The organism is Paenibacillus nuruki (assembly GCF_001721045.1).
GTDB classification, from domain to species: Bacteria; Bacillota; Bacilli; order Paenibacillales; family Paenibacillaceae; genus Saccharibacillus; species Saccharibacillus nuruki.
This window is the reverse complement of the sequence record NZ_MDER01000022.1, coordinates 18,963-35,694: the sequence shown is the minus strand read 5'-3', so window position 1 is coordinate 35,694 and position 16,732 is coordinate 18,963. Positions and strand designations below refer to the sequence as shown.

The window sequence follows — 16,732 nt, the reverse complement described above, 5'->3', positions numbered from 1 at the left end:
ATGTAATGATCATTTATGATCTAAAATAACGATTTAAAAGGAGAACATTTAACCATGACTATTATTTCTGATGTTTATGCACGCGAAGTTCTTGACTCCCGTGGTAACCCTACAGTTGAAGTTGAAGTATACTTGGAATCAGGCGCTTTGGGTCGCGCAATCGTTCCTTCTGGCGCATCTACTGGTGCTCATGAAGCTGTAGAACTTCGTGACGAAGATAAATCTCGTTACTTGGGTAAAGGCGTTCTTAAAGCAGTAGAGAACGTTAACGAAATCATCGCTCCAGAAATCATTGGTATGGATGCTCTTGATCAATTGGGTATCGATAAAGCAATGATCAAATTGGACGGTACTCCTAACAAAGCTAAATTAGGTGCTAACGCTATTCTTGCAGTATCTATGGCTACTGCTCGCGCAGCTGCTGATGCTCTTGATCTTCCATTGTATGTATACTTGGGCGGATTCAACGCTAAACAATTGCCAGTACCAATGATGAACATCATCAACGGTGGTGAGCACGCTGATAACAACGTTGACGTTCAAGAATTCATGGTATTGCCAGTTGGAGCTCCTAGCTTCAAAGAAGCTCTTCGTACAGGTGCTGAGATTTTCCACAGCCTTAAATCTGTATTGAAAGCTAAAGGATTAAGCACTTCTGTAGGTGATGAAGGTGGATTCGCTCCTAACTTTACATCTAACGAAGAAGCATTGACTTCTATTGTTGAAGCAATCGAAAAAGCGGGTTACAAACCAGGTGTTGACGTATTCTTGGGTATGGACGTTGCTTCTACTGAATTCTACAAAAACGGTAAATATGAACTTGCTGGCGAAGGTAAATCATACACTTCTGCTGAGTTCGTAGACTTGATGGCTTCATGGGTTGATAAATACCCAATCATTACAATCGAAGATGGTTGTTCTGAAGATGACTGGGAAGGTTGGAAATTGTTAACTGAGAAATTGGGAGACAAAGTTCAATTGGTTGGTGACGACTTGTTCGTAACAAACACTGAGCGTCTTGGTCGTGGTATTGAAGAAGGTATTGGTAACTCTATCCTTGTTAAAGTTAACCAAATCGGTACGCTTTCTGAAACATTTGATGCGATCGAAATGGCTAAACGCGCTGGTTACACAGCTGTTATCTCTCACCGCTCTGGTGAATCCGAAGATAGCACAATCGCTGACATCGCTGTAGCGACAAATGCTGGACAAATCAAAACAGGTGCTCCTTCACGTACAGACCGTATTGCAAAATACAACCAATTGCTTCGCATCGAAGATCAATTGGGTGACCTTGCTAAATACGATGGTCTTAAATCTTTCTACAACTTGACTGCACACAGAGGCTTAACTAAATAATTCACTTTTAAGTGATAGACAACCATCTGGTATCATGCCGGGTGGTTGTTTTTTTATATGTGTTTTATATCTATAGGTGCTTTTTAAGATTATGTATATGTTGACACCTTAAAAGAAGAGCTGGAGTCAAAACCTTACTTCACGATACATATCGGAATAAAAAGATTGCTTTTCACTTGAAAAATATGCTAAAATAAGAATGCTGTTTTCTATACGATTATTACATACGATAGTGGTGGTCAATCACTGTTGTTCTTATATGATAACGATAGATGTTCGGCGTATTCGTTTGAGGAGGTGGAATTCATGTTATTGACTTTGAAAGTACTGCTCATGATTTTTTCCGTTGGGTTGATCGTTATTGTTCTACTTCAAAAAGGTAAAAGTGCTGGACTTTCTGGTGCCATCTCCGGCGGTGCGGAACATCTTTTTGGTAAAACCAAAGCGCGCGGAATGGAACTGGTGTTGGAACGTACAACAGTAGGACTGGCTATTGGATTTTTTGTTCTAGCTATTCTTGTAGCGGTATTTAGTTAAATCATGAATCGCCTGAAGTGGTAAAGGATAACTTTACTGCATCAGGCGATTTTTATATGGTAAGCAATTGTAAATAGACGCTCTTTGGTAAGTGATTGTTCATAGAGAATTCATATAAGGGAACTATACTTGGAATTGTTCCCGAGCTTGTCCATTATTCCCATGTAAGTCAAGTAAGGCCGAAGTGCATGATGTGCAATACCTTTAAGGCAGTTTTGTTATTCCCAACCAAGGAGGGGATAATAGAACTGCCCTCTTTTTTTATGCAGAAGGATACAGGAAACTGAATATTTCGGTCGAATTGAATAGGTGAGATTAAATTAGTGTATACTAGGGTATGAGTATACTAAACGCTACAATGCATGCAGTTATACATACGGATCAAGAAGGGAAGATAAGCTTACCCTGAAGGTCGTCCGAGGTGAAATGATATGATTACTGAACAACAAGTATTAGATGTAATAAAAAGTATCGACTATAAACCAATGACTTATCAAGAATTGGAGCAGCAGCTAGAGATTCAAGCGGCTTCAGACTTTAAAGAATTGGTCAAAATATTAAATGAACTTGAGCGTACAGGAATCATCGTACAGAACAAGTCTCATCATTATGGTCTACCGGAACATATGGATTTGGTTCGTGGACGTATTCAAGCTCATGCCAAAGGATTTGCTTTTCTAATTCCTGAGGAAAAAGAGCATGGTGATGTTTATATCAATGCCAATGATATGGGAACCGCAATGAACGGGGATATCGTGTTTGTTAAAGTGACGTCTCGCAGTACGACAGGTGGTCGTATGGAAGGTGAAGTCGTTCGTGTCATCACTCGCAAAAATACACGTGTGGTTGGTGTATTCCAAGGGTTGGATACGTACGGATTTATTATTCCAGATGATAAGCGGATTAACCGCGATATTTTTGTGCCCAAAGAAGCATTCGGTGGTGCAGTCGAAGGCGAAAAAGTGGTTGCTGAAATCGTCAGCTACCCAGAAGGCAGAGCAGCAGCAGAAGGACGAATTGTTGAAGTGTTGGGTCACAAAGATGATCCGGGCGTAGACATCTTGTCTGTTATTCGTAAGCATCAACTGCCAGAGTCTTTCCCTGATGAAATTATGGATGAAGCGCAAGCGGCTCCTGATTCCATTACAGATGCAGAGATCGTCGAACAAGGCAGACGCGATCTACGTGACAAAAATATCGTCACGATTGATGGCGAAGATGCCAAAGACTTGGATGATGCTGTTAATGTAGAGCGTCTAGACAACGGACATTACCGTCTAGGCGTGCATATTGCAGACGTAGGTTACTATGTCAAAGAAGGCTCTAAGCTCGATATCGAAGCTTACAACCGTGGATGTAGTGTGTATCTAGTGGATCGCGTGATTCCAATGTTGCCACATCGTCTATCGAACGGGATCTGTAGTCTTCATCCACAGGTAGATCGTCTAACTCTTTCATGCGAAATGGAATTCGATGAGCATATGAAAGTCGTGAAGCACGAAGTATTTACCAGTGTAATCAAAACCAAAGAGCGTATGACGTATACCAATGTACGCAAAATTTTGGAAGATGAAGATCCAGAATTGTTAGAGCGTTATGCTCCGCTTGTCGAAGATTTCAAATTAATGCGTGAACTTGCGATGCAGTTACGTGAGATGCGTGCTCGTCGTGGCGCAGTTGATTTTGATTTTGACGAAGCGAAAATCATTTTAGATGAAAAAGGCAGACCGATCGATATCGTGAAGCGTGAGCGTTCTGTTGCAGAACAGATTATCGAAGAGTTCATGCTAGCTGCGAACGAGACCGTAGCCGAGCATTTCAGCACACTTCAAGTGCCTTTCTTATATCGTATTCATGAGAATCCAGATCAAGAAAAATTACAGAACTTCTTAGCATTCGCTTCGAACTTTGGTCATGTGATCAAAGGAACAGGTGATCATATTCATCCGCGTGCATTGCAACAATTGTTGCAAGATATCAAAGGTGAAAAAGAAGAGACAGTAATCAGCACAATGATGCTTCGTTCGATGAAACAAGCGAAATATTCCGCAGACAGTTCAGGTCACTTTGGACTAGCCGCCGATTACTATAGTCACTTTACATCACCGATTCGTCGTTATCCCGATCTGGTTATTCACCGCGTGATTCGTGAAGTGATCGAAAATGGTGGTAAGCTTAAGCCGAAGCGTCAAGATTATCTGAATTCACGTATGGCAGATATTGCACAGCAATCGTCAGAACGTGAACGTGTTGCTGTAGATGCAGAGCGTGATACCGATCAACTGAAAAAAGCAGAATATATGCTGGATAAAGTGGGCGAAGAATTCGAAGGTATGATCAGCAGTGTTACTAGCTTCGGTATGTTTATCGAACTGGATAATACAGTAGAAGGTCTGATCCGTTTAGGTATGCTGACTGACGATTATTATCATTTTGACGATAAACAAATGATCTTACTTGGTGAACGTACTTCCAAAATCTATCGTATCGGTGATGCGATTACCGTACGTGTAGCTCGTGTGAATATGGAAGATCATACGATCGACTTTGAGCTGAAAGATATGCCGAAAAGCAACCGTCCTGAACGCACAGATCGTGGCGCTCGTCCTCCACGTGGAGATAGCGATCGTAAAGGCGGACGTGGCGGAGATCGTGGTAAAAACAAAGCAGCTGGTAAAGCGGCGAAGTTCGGTAAAGCAGCGAAGGCTGCAAAAGCGAGCAAAGCGCCTACAGCATCTGTAGCTCCAACCGCAGATAGTGGTAGCAAAAAGCCGGCGAGACGCAAACGTAAACCATCTACAGTCTCTGGTCAAACGAGTGCTGTAAGTGTACCGAATACACAACAGCCGCGTGCTACAGAAAATACGGTATCTGCGAGTACCAGTAATAGTGAAGGTGCGCCTAAAAAAGCGAAAGGCATTTCGACTCATGCTCCGAAAAGTTCGAGTAAAGACAACTCTCGCAACTTCAACTTCGGTTCAGGTAAAGGTGGCTATAATAGCCCTGTCGAAAGTAGCAAAAAGCGTAAAGGCAGCCCAGCACCAAGACGTAAAAAGATAGAAGGCCCTGTATTCGATCCAGAAGCAGGCAATATCCAAACGTCTTCTGCCAAAGCAGATCCTAGCAAAACAGGTGGCGAAGTGAAAAAGAGTCGTCCACGTAAACGCAAACCAAAACCAACAGAGCAAAAACCTGAATAAATAAGATATCGATCGGCTTTCTTCTTTCTCTGTACACCTTAGAATGAGGATAGAGGATGGAGTAACGCCGATCTTTATTTGTAAGTAGAGTATGATCACTAATTCGGTAATAAAGGAGTGAACCCTTATGGCGCCTAAAAAGGGTGAAAGTAAAGTTCTAGCGCAGAATAAAAAAGCATCACATGATTATTTTATCGAAGATACGTATGAAGCAGGGATGGTCTTAACCGGAACAGAGATCAAATCATTGCGCCGGGCAAGAGCCAATATCGGCGATGCGTTTTCAACGATTCGTAATGGCGAAGTGTTTTTACACAATATGCATATTAGCCCATTTGAAGAAGGTAACCGTGCCAATCCAACTGATCCGACACGTACTCGTAAACTGCTATTGCATAAAGGTCAGATCAGCAAGTTGATCGGTGCTTCTAAGCGAGATGGTTATACGATTGTTCCGCTTAAAATCTATATCCGTAATGGATATGCGAAGCTATTAATCGGTCTGGGTAAAGGTAAGAAACAGCATGATAAACGTGCGACAGCTGCCAAAAAAGATGCAGATCGCGATATTCAACGCGCACTACGGGATAATCAGAAGGTTTCTCGTTAAGTTCGTAAACGTTGAAAAGCGAAGTGTCATCATCATTTTGTAGTGAGTTAGTTACAATTAACAGGCAGATGGGTAAATGGATAGTGAAGCTGGTGTGAATCAGCGAATAGGTTAGTACGTTCTGGCTTACAGAGCAGATAATGGCTAGAGGAACAACATTGTATGGATCTCAGAACAACGTTGGCGTATTTGGACAACTGTTCACAGAGCCTAAAATGTGGTATACTCATAGTCTGTGGTCGTTGTATATTCTTTCAGTAGAAACAGCATATTGCTGATACAGGCGACACTTTACAGTTCTTTCTTATGGAGGGAAAGACTGTTGCTGTATATTCGGATAACGAGACTCATGTGATCCGTTCTAATCCAGCACCCTTTTTATTAAGGGGGCGTTTATGGATTCGACGGGGGTAGTTCGAGCATGAGTAGCGGGTAGTGGGGACGCGTCCGCTTTATCAACGCTAAAGCCTATTAAACGGCAAACAACAAACTAACTACGCTTTCGCAGCTTAATAACCTGTGAGCGTGCTCTCCCCTCGCATCGCCCATGTGCCAGGACGAGGGCCCAACTAATAGTGGGCTACGCTGTCACATCTCCGCCTGAGGTGTGCTGAATAAGATAACCAGGCTGACCCAAAGGGAATCCGGTGACAGGGAGTTCCTAGGGTGACATCAAATCTGTCACTACACCCGTAGAAGCTTATGTAACGTTGCCTTCGGACAGGGGTTCGACTCCCCTCGCCTCCATTATGTATTACACAAAGCTACAAAACAAAAAAGACACTAGCCAAATCAGGCTAGTGTCTTTTTTGTTAAATTATGAGCAATTTTTTGAACGTCCATTTATTTTTCTTTGTCTTGGATCAGGACATTTTTCTAACTTTTCATTTATGATAAGTAGTTGATTATAAAGCATTTGATTAAGTTTGTTTAAACAAAATTTTAGGGAAGTATCGTTTCAGTAAGATATACGTCACTTACAAGAAGAATGTTACTTGTCAAATATTTGATAACAATAGCGAAACTTAAATAATAATCAGACAGCAGGTTGGATATTAAGCTATTCATAAATAACTATAAAATTTGTTTAAGGTCTCTTAAGATAGCAGCAGTTTTTTTATATTTTACCACTTTAGCTAAAAATATATTATCTATGAAGTAAGTTACGGACATTGCCAAGATTGATAATAATATTGCTGAGATAGCTAGTAGTAAAAGTGTAATTAGATCTAAGTCAATCACTTTCCCAACAAGTTCATTCCATAAAGGGGATATAATTACTACTGCAATACCAATGTTACGCCAAACTTTATATACGCCACTTTGATGAAGAGATTCGTAATATAATATTTCATCATCAATATTAGAAAGATCAATTTTAAAATTAGATAAAGAACTCTTTAATTCATCTGCTCTATAAGAATGAATAAAACTAGAATAATTACCTGTCCAGTCAAAAGTAACTTCATTTCGATTATATTTTTTTCTTATATTATTTCGCGATATAATTGATAAGACCAGAAACAAAAATAATGAAATAATCAAACTAGGAATAGGAATTATCAAAGCATATGAATTAGGCGAATTATCGTTTGCAAGATTGAATATTATTGAGCCATAGCCTACAGCCATAAATATTAAACCTAAAATAAAGGTTCTATTAATTGCAACACTCGAAACAATTTTTGAAAATGATCTTTCTTTAAATAAAAAGTGTAAAAGCTTTTGCCTACGTTGATTTAATTCCCATACAGCATCGTTCATCAATAACCTCCACATAAGTAATCATATATTATTTACGAATAACTTTTATGATGGTTTCAAAATTCCTCACAATTATTAGTTGATTTGCATGATCTTTACTAGATATTAAGACATGAGTATGGGATCGTAATATGGAAAAAAGGTATAAAAATATAGTTTAGATGTTTATGCTAGCACTGGATGAGGTGAAACTCGCCAAAATAGAAGAGGATCTTTAAGAGATCCAACATACAGCAATCATTATATAGGTATACAGTCAGAGAGAGCACTGATCAATAAATTAATAAACAGATAGAAAGAGTTGCTATTTAGAATGTCGATACCGAAGCTATGAATTGCTTGAATAGCTAATAAAAAGAGATTATTCATCGAAGATACGTGCATGATGAAGGTGGGTTCGATTATATCAGCTATAGTGGAATGGGGCTATATGACATTATTCGCTAAACAAATTTATATCTGTAGTATATCTGATATTAGAAAAAAGGAGTATGATGCAGATGGAAAAATATATTCTATATAATGCAACTTCAGAGAACTTATTAGAAATAAATGAGTTTTTTGTGGAGTACACCAACGATAAAATTGAAAAATTGTATATTAAAGTGATTAATGAACCAATCACAAATCCAGAATACGGTAAGGTCTCTATTTTTGTATATTTTAAAAATAATGTGAATTATAATGATGTAGTAGATATTGGGGACCGAGTAGTAGATGAATTTTTGAATTATTTAAGTTATACAATGAAAATTGGCTTCTCTAAATCAATATCTACTTACAATAATTTTGAAGAGAATTTGTCTATAAACAATAGTATGATAGTAAAACTTAAGATCGCATGTCCTTTGAACCAAGATACTATAGATGAAACTTTAAAAAATATCGCTGAGAAACCATTGAATGTGATTTTTCTCGAAATGTATAAATCTGCATTAAATAATAATGATGATGTAGCACGATTCATGATGTTATATAGCGTATTAGATTTTGTAATATCTGGTACAGGTCAATCTAGAATCTGTAAATTTGCTCAGCAAAATTCTTATCCTAGAAGTTACCGTAATACTGTAAAGAAGCGAAATGAATGCATATTCACTTACTTAAGAAATAAAATTGGACATACTGATGATACAGTAGATTTTGAAGATACAAAAAGAGAAATGAGAAATAATGTATCAAAATTAGCAGATCTATTAAAAAAAGCTATTGAATTCTATTCTTAAAAAGAGAACATTTTTTACTTAGAAAATTCCTACTTTATGATACTCTATTGAACTTTTGCTATGATAAATTTATATCGTTAAAAATCTAATAGAAACATTAAGGTATGAATACCTTGGCGCTTTGGTCAGCATCTAATGCAAGCCTTCTATATTTTGGTGAGACAACAATCTGATTTTTCTAAATATATAAATAGAAAGGTAGTAAAGTAATCGGAACGGAAGAAAATATAGTAATTATTGGTGGATTTGTATTTCTGCATAAAAATTATGTATTATACGTTATCAGCAATTAGAACAAAGCAGTTCAAACTGCTTTAGGTATAGGATAGTATCTATAATAAGGCTATAATAGTGATTCTAGCAGGTCAGGAACATAAACATTGGATTATTGTATAACTGAAGAGGTAAGCTCAATCTGAATATTCCGGCTCATGTGAAATAAGTAGAAGAAAAATTTAAAGAACATAGTCTCTTTCTAATTATCCATATAAATGTTGAGTCCGTTCAACAGTATTTTTCCTGTTCTTTGATCAAGATGGCTGAGGCGGCATTAGCTATTAGGACAGTTCAATTCCTTCAGGAAGTAATAAATAGATTGTAAATATGCAATCTGTACTGAATTATCCCAAATAAATGCTATTTTTTCTTTCATGATTCTAATATATTCAAATCAGTAAATAATTTAGGAGGATTGAATGGTAAAATTAGATGTGTTCGACAATAAAGTAACCTTTGAATTAAAAATAAGAAAAAAATGGAATTTAATGATTGATTATTCTAAATTTACAACTATTAATAATTATATTTATCCTTGTAATATTTATCTTTATAAAAATGGAATTTTTACTTTTGCAGATGATAAGAGTTCAATAAAAGATAGCTTGATAGCAAATGAATTCATTGTTGTACGCGTAATAGGGCATGAGCCTTTTCTTTTATCTCGTTATGAAATTGGTCATGTGGTTGGGCCTTTTGAATATGATTCAAACCAAGCAATGACCAAATCAGAGGCAGCTGCTATAAGAGGTACTTCTGTAGAATATATGGAAAATCAATTCAAGAATTATATTAATGTCCCTACTCATTTATTTCACCAAAAGTATGGAAGATTAGAAACCATAAACTGGAAGATCCGATATCAGTATAGCGAAATGATTAGAGATATTAGAGAGAACGGTTTTATTTATAAAGATACTTGGCTTCATGAGACAGTAATTAAGAAAAAAGATGATTGTAATGAACTTATAAGATACTTTTACGAAAAAGAAATGTTAAAAGAAGCAACTAGGCTGGAAGAATACATGAAGTCTGAAGAATTTAAAAATGAAATAGAAATACTTCAACGAGAAATAAATAAAGAAAAGGATCATAAGAAAAAGATGCTAGAACTTTTTAAATTTTATAGTAAAAGCTTGGAAGCTGCTCAATCATAGAGCAGCTTTTATTTTTAAGAATATGAATAAAATGAGCTACAAGTTAAAAGGTACGAAGCTTACAAATTTCTTTAGTTGATAAAGTAGCGAAGAGTATACTTTTTGCAATCGTTAGGGGAATAGAGAAAATATCCGTTCAGAAAGAAATTTACATTACTAATGCGGATGAAGAAAATCTCGCAAATTGATTTTACGTATGAGTTACATAGGGGGTTATCCCATTCATATATGATTCTGAGAATGTTGGCTATTTTATTGTAAAAATAAACCTCTATTCTTAATCAAAGACCATAGAAATTTTTCTAAGAAAAAGATTGATCTATCTATAACCAAGCTAGAAAAGATACGATTTTAAGTATATTTCACCTCATATATTATCAGTAGACTGTACTCTGAGATAGAAAATAATGCTCGTCATTAAAACTTATTATAGATATTCATTATCATGGTACAGACCAAATGAAAAATAAGATGATCAAATGAGTCTTTCAATTCCACCTATAGCTAATAACTATAGCCAGATATACCTTTTCAGCTTACGTAAAGAAAGTCTCCCCGTGTTAAAATAAACAAATAATTATTAATCGTGAACAACACCAAGGGGGATTTTAACATGAGTGATAAATTTCAAATCGTAGGTAGCTTGTTGCGACCGGCTGAGTTGTTAGAATATAAAACACAAATCGAGCATCGTGATGATATTAATTATCCGTTTTATCAGTAGTTCGATGGATATGAGCAGACAGAAGCGAAAGCGATCCAGTCTGTTGTGGAAAAAGAAATCGAAAATGATCTGTCGATCATTACAGATGGTGAATATTCCAAATCCATGTGGCACCTAGACTTTGTTTGGGGCTTCCAAGGAATTGAACGTTATATTGCAGATCATGGATACTTTTTCCGCGATACAGATGGAAATTCCAAATACGAGACACGCAAAGATATCGGACTACGGATCACAGGCGAACTCGGCGGGAAAAATCATCATTTTATCGAAGTATTCAAAAAGCTAAAAGATCATGCAGGCGATCGTGAGACGAAGCTTTGTGTACCGTCTCCATCCCATATTTTCGGTGAATTATCATGGTCGGATAATATCGGTGGTACTGATGCGGTCTACCAAAATGCGAAAGAACTCAAAGCAGGTCTGGTCAAAGCCTATACTGAATTTGTGAAAGAATTTGCAGAAGCGGGCGGTAAAATCCTGCAATTCGACGATTGCTTGTGGGAACTATTTGCAGATGATAACCCGAACTCTCCGTATACTGGCGAGCATATTAACCAAGAAGAAGTACAGGCGCTGGCGACTGAATTTATCGATATTAGCAATACTGTTATCGACTATGGTCACAGTCTGGGTCTAAAAATGTGGACACATAACTGCCGTGGTAACTACGATTCTCGCAATATGGGTGGCGGATCGTATGTGAAGATTGCGAACTTGTTCTTGAAGCAACTCAAGTATGATCGCTTCTTCTTGGAATGGGATGATGAGCGTGCAGGTTCGCTTGAAGCGCTTGCTGTGTTCAAAGACAAACCAAACACTGAGGTTGTTTTGGGCTTACTATCCTCCAAAACAAGTACGTTAGACGATGAAGAACGTGTTCTTCGCTTGTTGGATGAAGCATCTACGATTATTGATAAAGATCGTTTGTTGCTTTCCCATCAATGCGGATTTGCTTCTTGCGATGGTGGTAATGAGTTGACCGAAGCAGAGCAATGGAAAAAAATCAATCAAGGGCAGAAGATTGCGGAGCAGTATTGGGCGAAGTGATTTTCCAATTGATGAAAGAATATACATGTGATTAGATTCTTGAATGAAAGTATAAAGAAGCCATCTATTAGATACTGATAGGTGGCTTTTTACTATTAACTATGATATTTTCTACTCAAAGTTATAACATTTATAACTTACATGATTAAACAAATAATAGAGGTGATTAGAGTGAACAAAACGATAAAGCTAAATCAAAAAAAGTCGGATCATAACGTATATTCTCGTAAAATTGGTCGGATGGGTAATAGTCTTGGAGTTAGCTTTCCAAAGTTACTGGCTGAGAAGTTGGATATTTCTCAAGGTGATGAGATTGAATTTGTTGAAAATGATGGTGAGATTATATTAAGAAAGGCTCGTCAGATAGAGCTTCCTAAAAATATTCGACTTGAAGTGTTAGAAGCATTTTATGATGTATTTGAGGAAGATCGTGCGATATTTGATGATTTGAAGGACAGATAATATGACGCTATTTTTAACCAAAGAAGAAGTGATTGCTGCTCATTATTATATGATGCGACAAATGAATGATGTGTAGATTAGGCAGGAATCAAGGATCATACCTTGCTTGATTCTGTCTGCTATACATAGACCGATGCAGAGCTTATTTGGTGAAGATGCGTATCCTAGCTTGTTTGATAAAGCGGCGGCGTTGTTAGAATCTCTTGTTAAAAACTATTGTTTTCATAACGGAAATAAACGTACAGCTTATTTAGTGGTGAAGTCTTTTTTGATGATTAATGGTTACCATTTGAGAATGGAACGTGTATTTGCTGTTGAATTTATTGTGGATATTGCTACAGGGAATACTTCTTTTGAATAAATTGTAGAGATACTTCGTAAGTACTCTGCATCCAAATAGTATTCTATTGAAAATGTGAAAATAAATATAAAACAAATGTATCTCGACCTAGTATAGATATTTCGGTTTAATTATGATAGCGTTTTCTCTAATTATTAGTACATCAGCTCTGTCGTTGAAAATGCTTTCGATAACCTTTTAAAGTACTATAAATAAACCAATAGAACGGAGCCAAAGCCCATGACCAACCTATCGCTTGAAATCCAAAGCGCCACTGGCAAAGTCTTAGCTTCTCATACCGACACCAACCAAGTACATCTCGTGTACACCCAAGCGTACCAACCCGAAGATATCATTGTCCTCAAATGCTCCAAACCCAATACATATCTCATGATCCAACTGGAAGACTCGATGGGTGAAGCTTTTATCTATATGACAGGTGAAGAATACCCATACTCAATACCTTTTGCTGAAAAAAGATCTTCCTACTCACCGAAGTCTTTTACAGGCGAGATGCATCTGTTGACTGTACGTCTAGCAACGAAGGAAGAGATTCAGGCTCATCGCAACGTAGCTTACAACCCGTACGATCAACATACTAATAACGTCTGCTACCCACATGCTTCAGCAAATGTAGAGACGCGTGGGGAAGCTGTTTTTGCAGCGCGGAATGCAATCAATGGTAATCGTGCCAATCATTCGCATGGAGAATGGCCTTACGAATCTTGGGGAATTAATCAGCGTCCCGATGCGGCGATTACGATTCATTTTGGGCGTAACGTATGGATTGATCAGGTAGTGTTGACGTTACGGGCAGACTTTCCGCATGATAATTATTGGGAGCGAGTGACGTTGACGTATTCGGATGGAAGTTCAGAGCAAGTGATTCTGGTGAAGACGCATCAACCGCAAATCATTTCGATCCAAGAAAAAGCAGTAGAATGGGTTACATTGAGCGAGTTAATCCAATCTGATGATCCTTCTCCTTTTCCAGCTTTGACACAGTTTGAAATATATGGTCGGGAAGCTTGAGATCGATGTGATTTTTTGATATCATGTTCCACTTATCGTAAAGAACTAATTTTAGTCAGCAAAGTTAGTTTTTTTTCATTATGTACACTTGCTCTACGTTTTGCTTTTGCACAAGATGAAGTACATAATATAGATAGATCAACTAATCAGGAGGCGATACATTTGAGTACATCAACGATAGGCGTTCCATTGAAAGGATTTGCAGAATTTAGTCGTAAAGTAGCTGCTGAAGGTGCAGTATTATTGAAAAATGACGGTCAGGTTCTTCCAATTCAGAAAAAAGAAAGCGTTTCAATATTTGGTCGGACGCAGGTCAATTATTATCGCAGTGGTACAGGTTCTGGTGGTAGTGTACATGTAGCGTATACGACTAATCTATTAGATGGATTACGCAGTAAAGCAGATATTACAGTCAACGAACAATTAGCATCTGTCTATGAAAAGTGGATCGAAGAAAATCCGTTTGATAATGGTGGTGGTGGCTGGGCAGCAGAGCCTTGGTTCCAGAAAGAAATGCCGTTAACCGATGAATTGGTCGCCGAAGCACGCAAACATTCGGACAAAGCGATTATGATCATCGGGCGTACTGCTGGTGAAGATCAGGATAATGCAGATGAGCCAGGAAGTTATAAGTTAACGATTGAGGAACAATCCATGTTGCAACATGTAACTGCTCATTTTGACCAGACGGTTGTGATCTTGAATGTATCCAATATTGTAGATATGAGCTGGATTAATGATACAGGATACATACACCCGATTAGCAGTGTCATCTACGCATGGCATGGCGGAATGGAAGGCGGTAACGCGATTGCAGATGTGCTTGTCGGTGAAGTGACACCTAGTGGTAAGCTAACCGATACCATTGCTTATTCGATTGCAGATTACCCATCTACACGTAATTATGGTAATGAATTTAAAAGTGTATATGAAGAAGATATTTATGTAGGTTATCGCTATTTTGAAACGTTTTGCCCGGAGAAAGTACAGTTTGAATTTGGATACGGCATATCTTATACAGACTTTACGATCGACGCTCAAGAAGCTAAAGTGATCTCCAAAGACGGAGAAGAACATATTGAGTTCACGGTCAATGTGCAGAATAGCGGTTCTACATTTGCAGGTAAAGAAGTGGTACAAGTCTATGTAGAAGCACCTCAAGGAGAACTGGGTCAACCTGTCAAAGTGTTAGCAGGGTTCGGCAAAACGAAGCTGTTACAACCGGAAGAAGCAGAAACATTAACGATTACGTTCTCTATGTCTTCTTTGGCTTCCTACGATGATAGCGGAGTAACAGGGCATCGTTCTGCTTATGTTCTAGAAAGTGGTACGTATATTTTCCATGTAGGAACCAGTGTGAAAAAGGTACAACCTGTACAGGTAAATGGACAAAGTGGTTATGTACTGGAACAGTTGCATGTGGTGGAGCAATGTGCAGAAGCGATGGCTCCTGTTGAAAGCTTTAATCGGGTCAAACCGGGCACTCGCAAAGAGGATGGCACGTATGAACTGAGTTCTGTCGAAGCTCCAACACGCCAGATTTCGCTCAAAGAACGCATTCAGCAAAACCTTCCTGAAACCCTAGCGCAGACAGGAGATAAAGGACATAAGCTGAAAGATGTAGCCGATGGCAAAGTCAGTATCGAAGAATTTGTTGCTCAATTGAATAATGAAGACTTGGCTGCTCTAGTCCGCGGAGAAGGGATGAGTAGTCCTCTGGTAACATCAGGGACAGCATCTGCTTTTGGCGGCGTGAGTGACAATCTATTTGGCTATGGTATTCCAGTCGCATGTACAGCAGATGGCCCGTCTGGGATTCGTATGGATAGCGGAGAGCAATCTACACAGGTGTCGATTGGAACACTGCTTGCGGCAACATGGAATAGTGAACTGGTTGAAGAATTGTATATGATGGAAGGTCAGGAAATGCTGATTAACCATATTGATGCTTTACTTGGACCGGGACTTAATATTCGTCGTAGTCCATTAAATGGACGTAACTTTGAGTATTTTTCAGAAGATCCGTTGATCTCAGGTGTATTTGCAGCGGCTTGTACCCGTGGAATTATGAAAGGCGGTTCGAATGCGACACTGAAGCATTTTGCTTGTAATAATCAGGAGAAACATCGTAGTAAAGTCGATGCTGTCGTCTCTGAACGTGCGCTGCGCCAGATTTATTTAAAAGGATTCGAGATTGCTGTGAAGCAAGGTGGAGCGAACTCGGTCATGACTTCATACAATCCGATTAACAGCCATTGGGCGGCTTCCAATTATGATCTAAATACAACGATTCTACGTGGTGAATGGGGCTTTAACGGTATCGTGATGACCGACTGGTGGGCGATTATGAATGATACGGCAGAAGCCGGTCCTGCTGATCGCAAAAACATGAACGCTATGGTACGTGCGCAAAATGATCTGTATATGGTTGTGCCTAACTATGGAGCAGAGACGAACGCTTGGGGCGATAACACGATCGAATCATTAGCGAATGGATCTTTAACCGTAGGCGAGTTACAACGTTGTGCGATTAATATTTGTGAATTTATTATGCAAGCGCCTGTGTTTGCCCGTAAAGAAGCCTTTGTTGAAAGTATTGATCTATTTAAAGGCAATGCAGGCTTATCCGCAGAACAGGCACAAAAAGTAACACCTAACCAACCGATTCCACTGGATACCGATGAATCTACATTTATCGAAGTCAAAGAAAGCGGAATGTACCGATTGTTCGCTTATGTCATGTCACCTGATAATGATCTGGCGCAAAGTGCTTGTAACTTAACGTTTAATGATCAGCTGGTCACCACGATCCAGACCAATGGTACAGAAGGTAAATGGGTCACACAGAAGCTAGTTAAGGTGGAATTAGAAGCTGGAGTATATGAATTGAAGTTTGAATTTGTGAAGCCAGGGATTGAAGTGAAGCATTTAGAATTAAGAAAAGTGTAATGATTTCTTTTAATTTCAAAAGGAAGAAAGCCACTAGTTGTATGTA

The 16,732-nt window shown here is 38.4% G+C and carries 11 protein-coding genes, 1 other RNA gene and 1 pseudogene; 12 read left to right on the top strand and 1 reads right to left on the bottom strand.

Annotated elements, in window-relative coordinates; translation table 11 throughout:
* Nucleotides 1-54 precede the first annotated feature (54 nt).
* From eno to ssrA, 5 genes are all read left to right on the top strand, one after another.
* Nucleotides 55-1,359: a phosphopyruvate hydratase gene (gene eno, locus PTI45_RS01695; protein ID WP_069325813.1), complete on the top strand. Its 1,305-nt coding sequence runs from the start codon at nucleotides 55-57 to the stop codon at nucleotides 1,357-1,359.
* A gap of 306 nt (nucleotides 1,360-1,665) precedes the next feature.
* Entirely contained in the window at nucleotides 1,666-1,896 is a 231-nt protein-coding gene (gene secG / locus PTI45_RS01690; protein WP_069325812.1) for a preprotein translocase subunit SecG, read from the top strand.
* A 431-nt stretch (nucleotides 1,897-2,327) separates the two neighbouring features.
* Nucleotides 2,328-5,096 (top strand): ribonuclease R, encoded by a 2,769-nt coding sequence (gene rnr, locus PTI45_RS01685; protein ID WP_069325811.1) that lies wholly within the window; start codon nucleotides 2,328-2,330, stop codon nucleotides 5,094-5,096.
* Nucleotides 5,097-5,223: 127 nt separating this feature from the next.
* Nucleotides 5,224-5,706: an SsrA-binding protein SmpB gene (gene smpB / locus PTI45_RS01680; protein ID WP_069325810.1), complete on the top strand. Its 483-nt coding sequence runs from the start codon at nucleotides 5,224-5,226 to the stop codon at nucleotides 5,704-5,706.
* Between the two features lie 385 nt (nucleotides 5,707-6,091).
* Nucleotides 6,092-6,456: a transfer-messenger RNA gene (ssrA, locus tag PTI45_RS01675) on the top strand.
* A 324-nt stretch (nucleotides 6,457-6,780) separates the two neighbouring features.
* Here ssrA and PTI45_RS01670 read toward each other — a convergent pair.
* Nucleotides 6,781-7,470, bottom strand: a complete 690-nt coding sequence (locus PTI45_RS01670) for a hypothetical protein (RefSeq protein ID WP_069325809.1) — start codon at nucleotides 7,468-7,470, stop codon at nucleotides 6,781-6,783.
* Nucleotides 7,471-7,970: 500 nt separating this feature from the next.
* Here PTI45_RS01670 and PTI45_RS01665 point away from each other — a divergent pair, with 500 nt between their 5' ends.
* The 7 genes and pseudogenes from PTI45_RS01665 (at nucleotide 7,971) to PTI45_RS01635 (ending at nucleotide 16,686) form a co-directional block, all read left to right on the top strand.
* Entirely contained in the window at nucleotides 7,971-8,696 is a 726-nt protein-coding gene (locus PTI45_RS01665) for a hypothetical protein (protein WP_069325808.1), read from the top strand.
* A gap of 695 nt (nucleotides 8,697-9,391) precedes the next feature.
* The gene (locus PTI45_RS01660; protein ID WP_069325807.1) at nucleotides 9,392-10,129 is read left to right on the top strand and encodes a hypothetical protein; all 738 of its coding nucleotides are present in this window, start codon (nucleotides 9,392-9,394) and stop codon (nucleotides 10,127-10,129) included.
* Between the two features lie 613 nt (nucleotides 10,130-10,742).
* Nucleotides 10,743-11,903, top strand: a pseudogene (locus PTI45_RS01655) (cobalamin-independent methionine synthase II family protein).
* A 141-nt stretch (nucleotides 11,904-12,044) separates the two neighbouring features.
* A complete protein-coding gene (locus PTI45_RS01650) occupies nucleotides 12,045-12,365 on the top strand; it encodes an AbrB/MazE/SpoVT family DNA-binding domain-containing protein (protein ID WP_069325806.1) in 321 nt (106 codons plus the stop codon).
* A 106-nt stretch (nucleotides 12,366-12,471) separates the two neighbouring features.
* Complete coding sequence (locus tag PTI45_RS24430) at nucleotides 12,472-12,726, top strand: type II toxin-antitoxin system death-on-curing family toxin (RefSeq protein ID WP_342672103.1); 255 nt, start codon at nucleotides 12,472-12,474, stop codon at nucleotides 12,724-12,726.
* A gap of 219 nt (nucleotides 12,727-12,945) precedes the next feature.
* Nucleotides 12,946-13,737 carry a carbohydrate-binding protein gene (locus tag PTI45_RS01640; protein WP_069325805.1) on the top strand — a complete coding sequence of 264 codons (792 nt, stop codon included), beginning with the start codon at nucleotides 12,946-12,948 and terminating at the stop codon, nucleotides 13,735-13,737.
* 162 nt (nucleotides 13,738-13,899) lie between these two features.
* Nucleotides 13,900-16,686 carry a glycoside hydrolase family 3 C-terminal domain-containing protein gene (locus PTI45_RS01635; RefSeq protein ID WP_069325804.1) on the top strand — a complete coding sequence of 929 codons (2,787 nt, stop codon included), beginning with the start codon at nucleotides 13,900-13,902 and terminating at the stop codon, nucleotides 16,684-16,686.
* Nucleotides 16,687-16,732 lie beyond the last annotated feature (46 nt).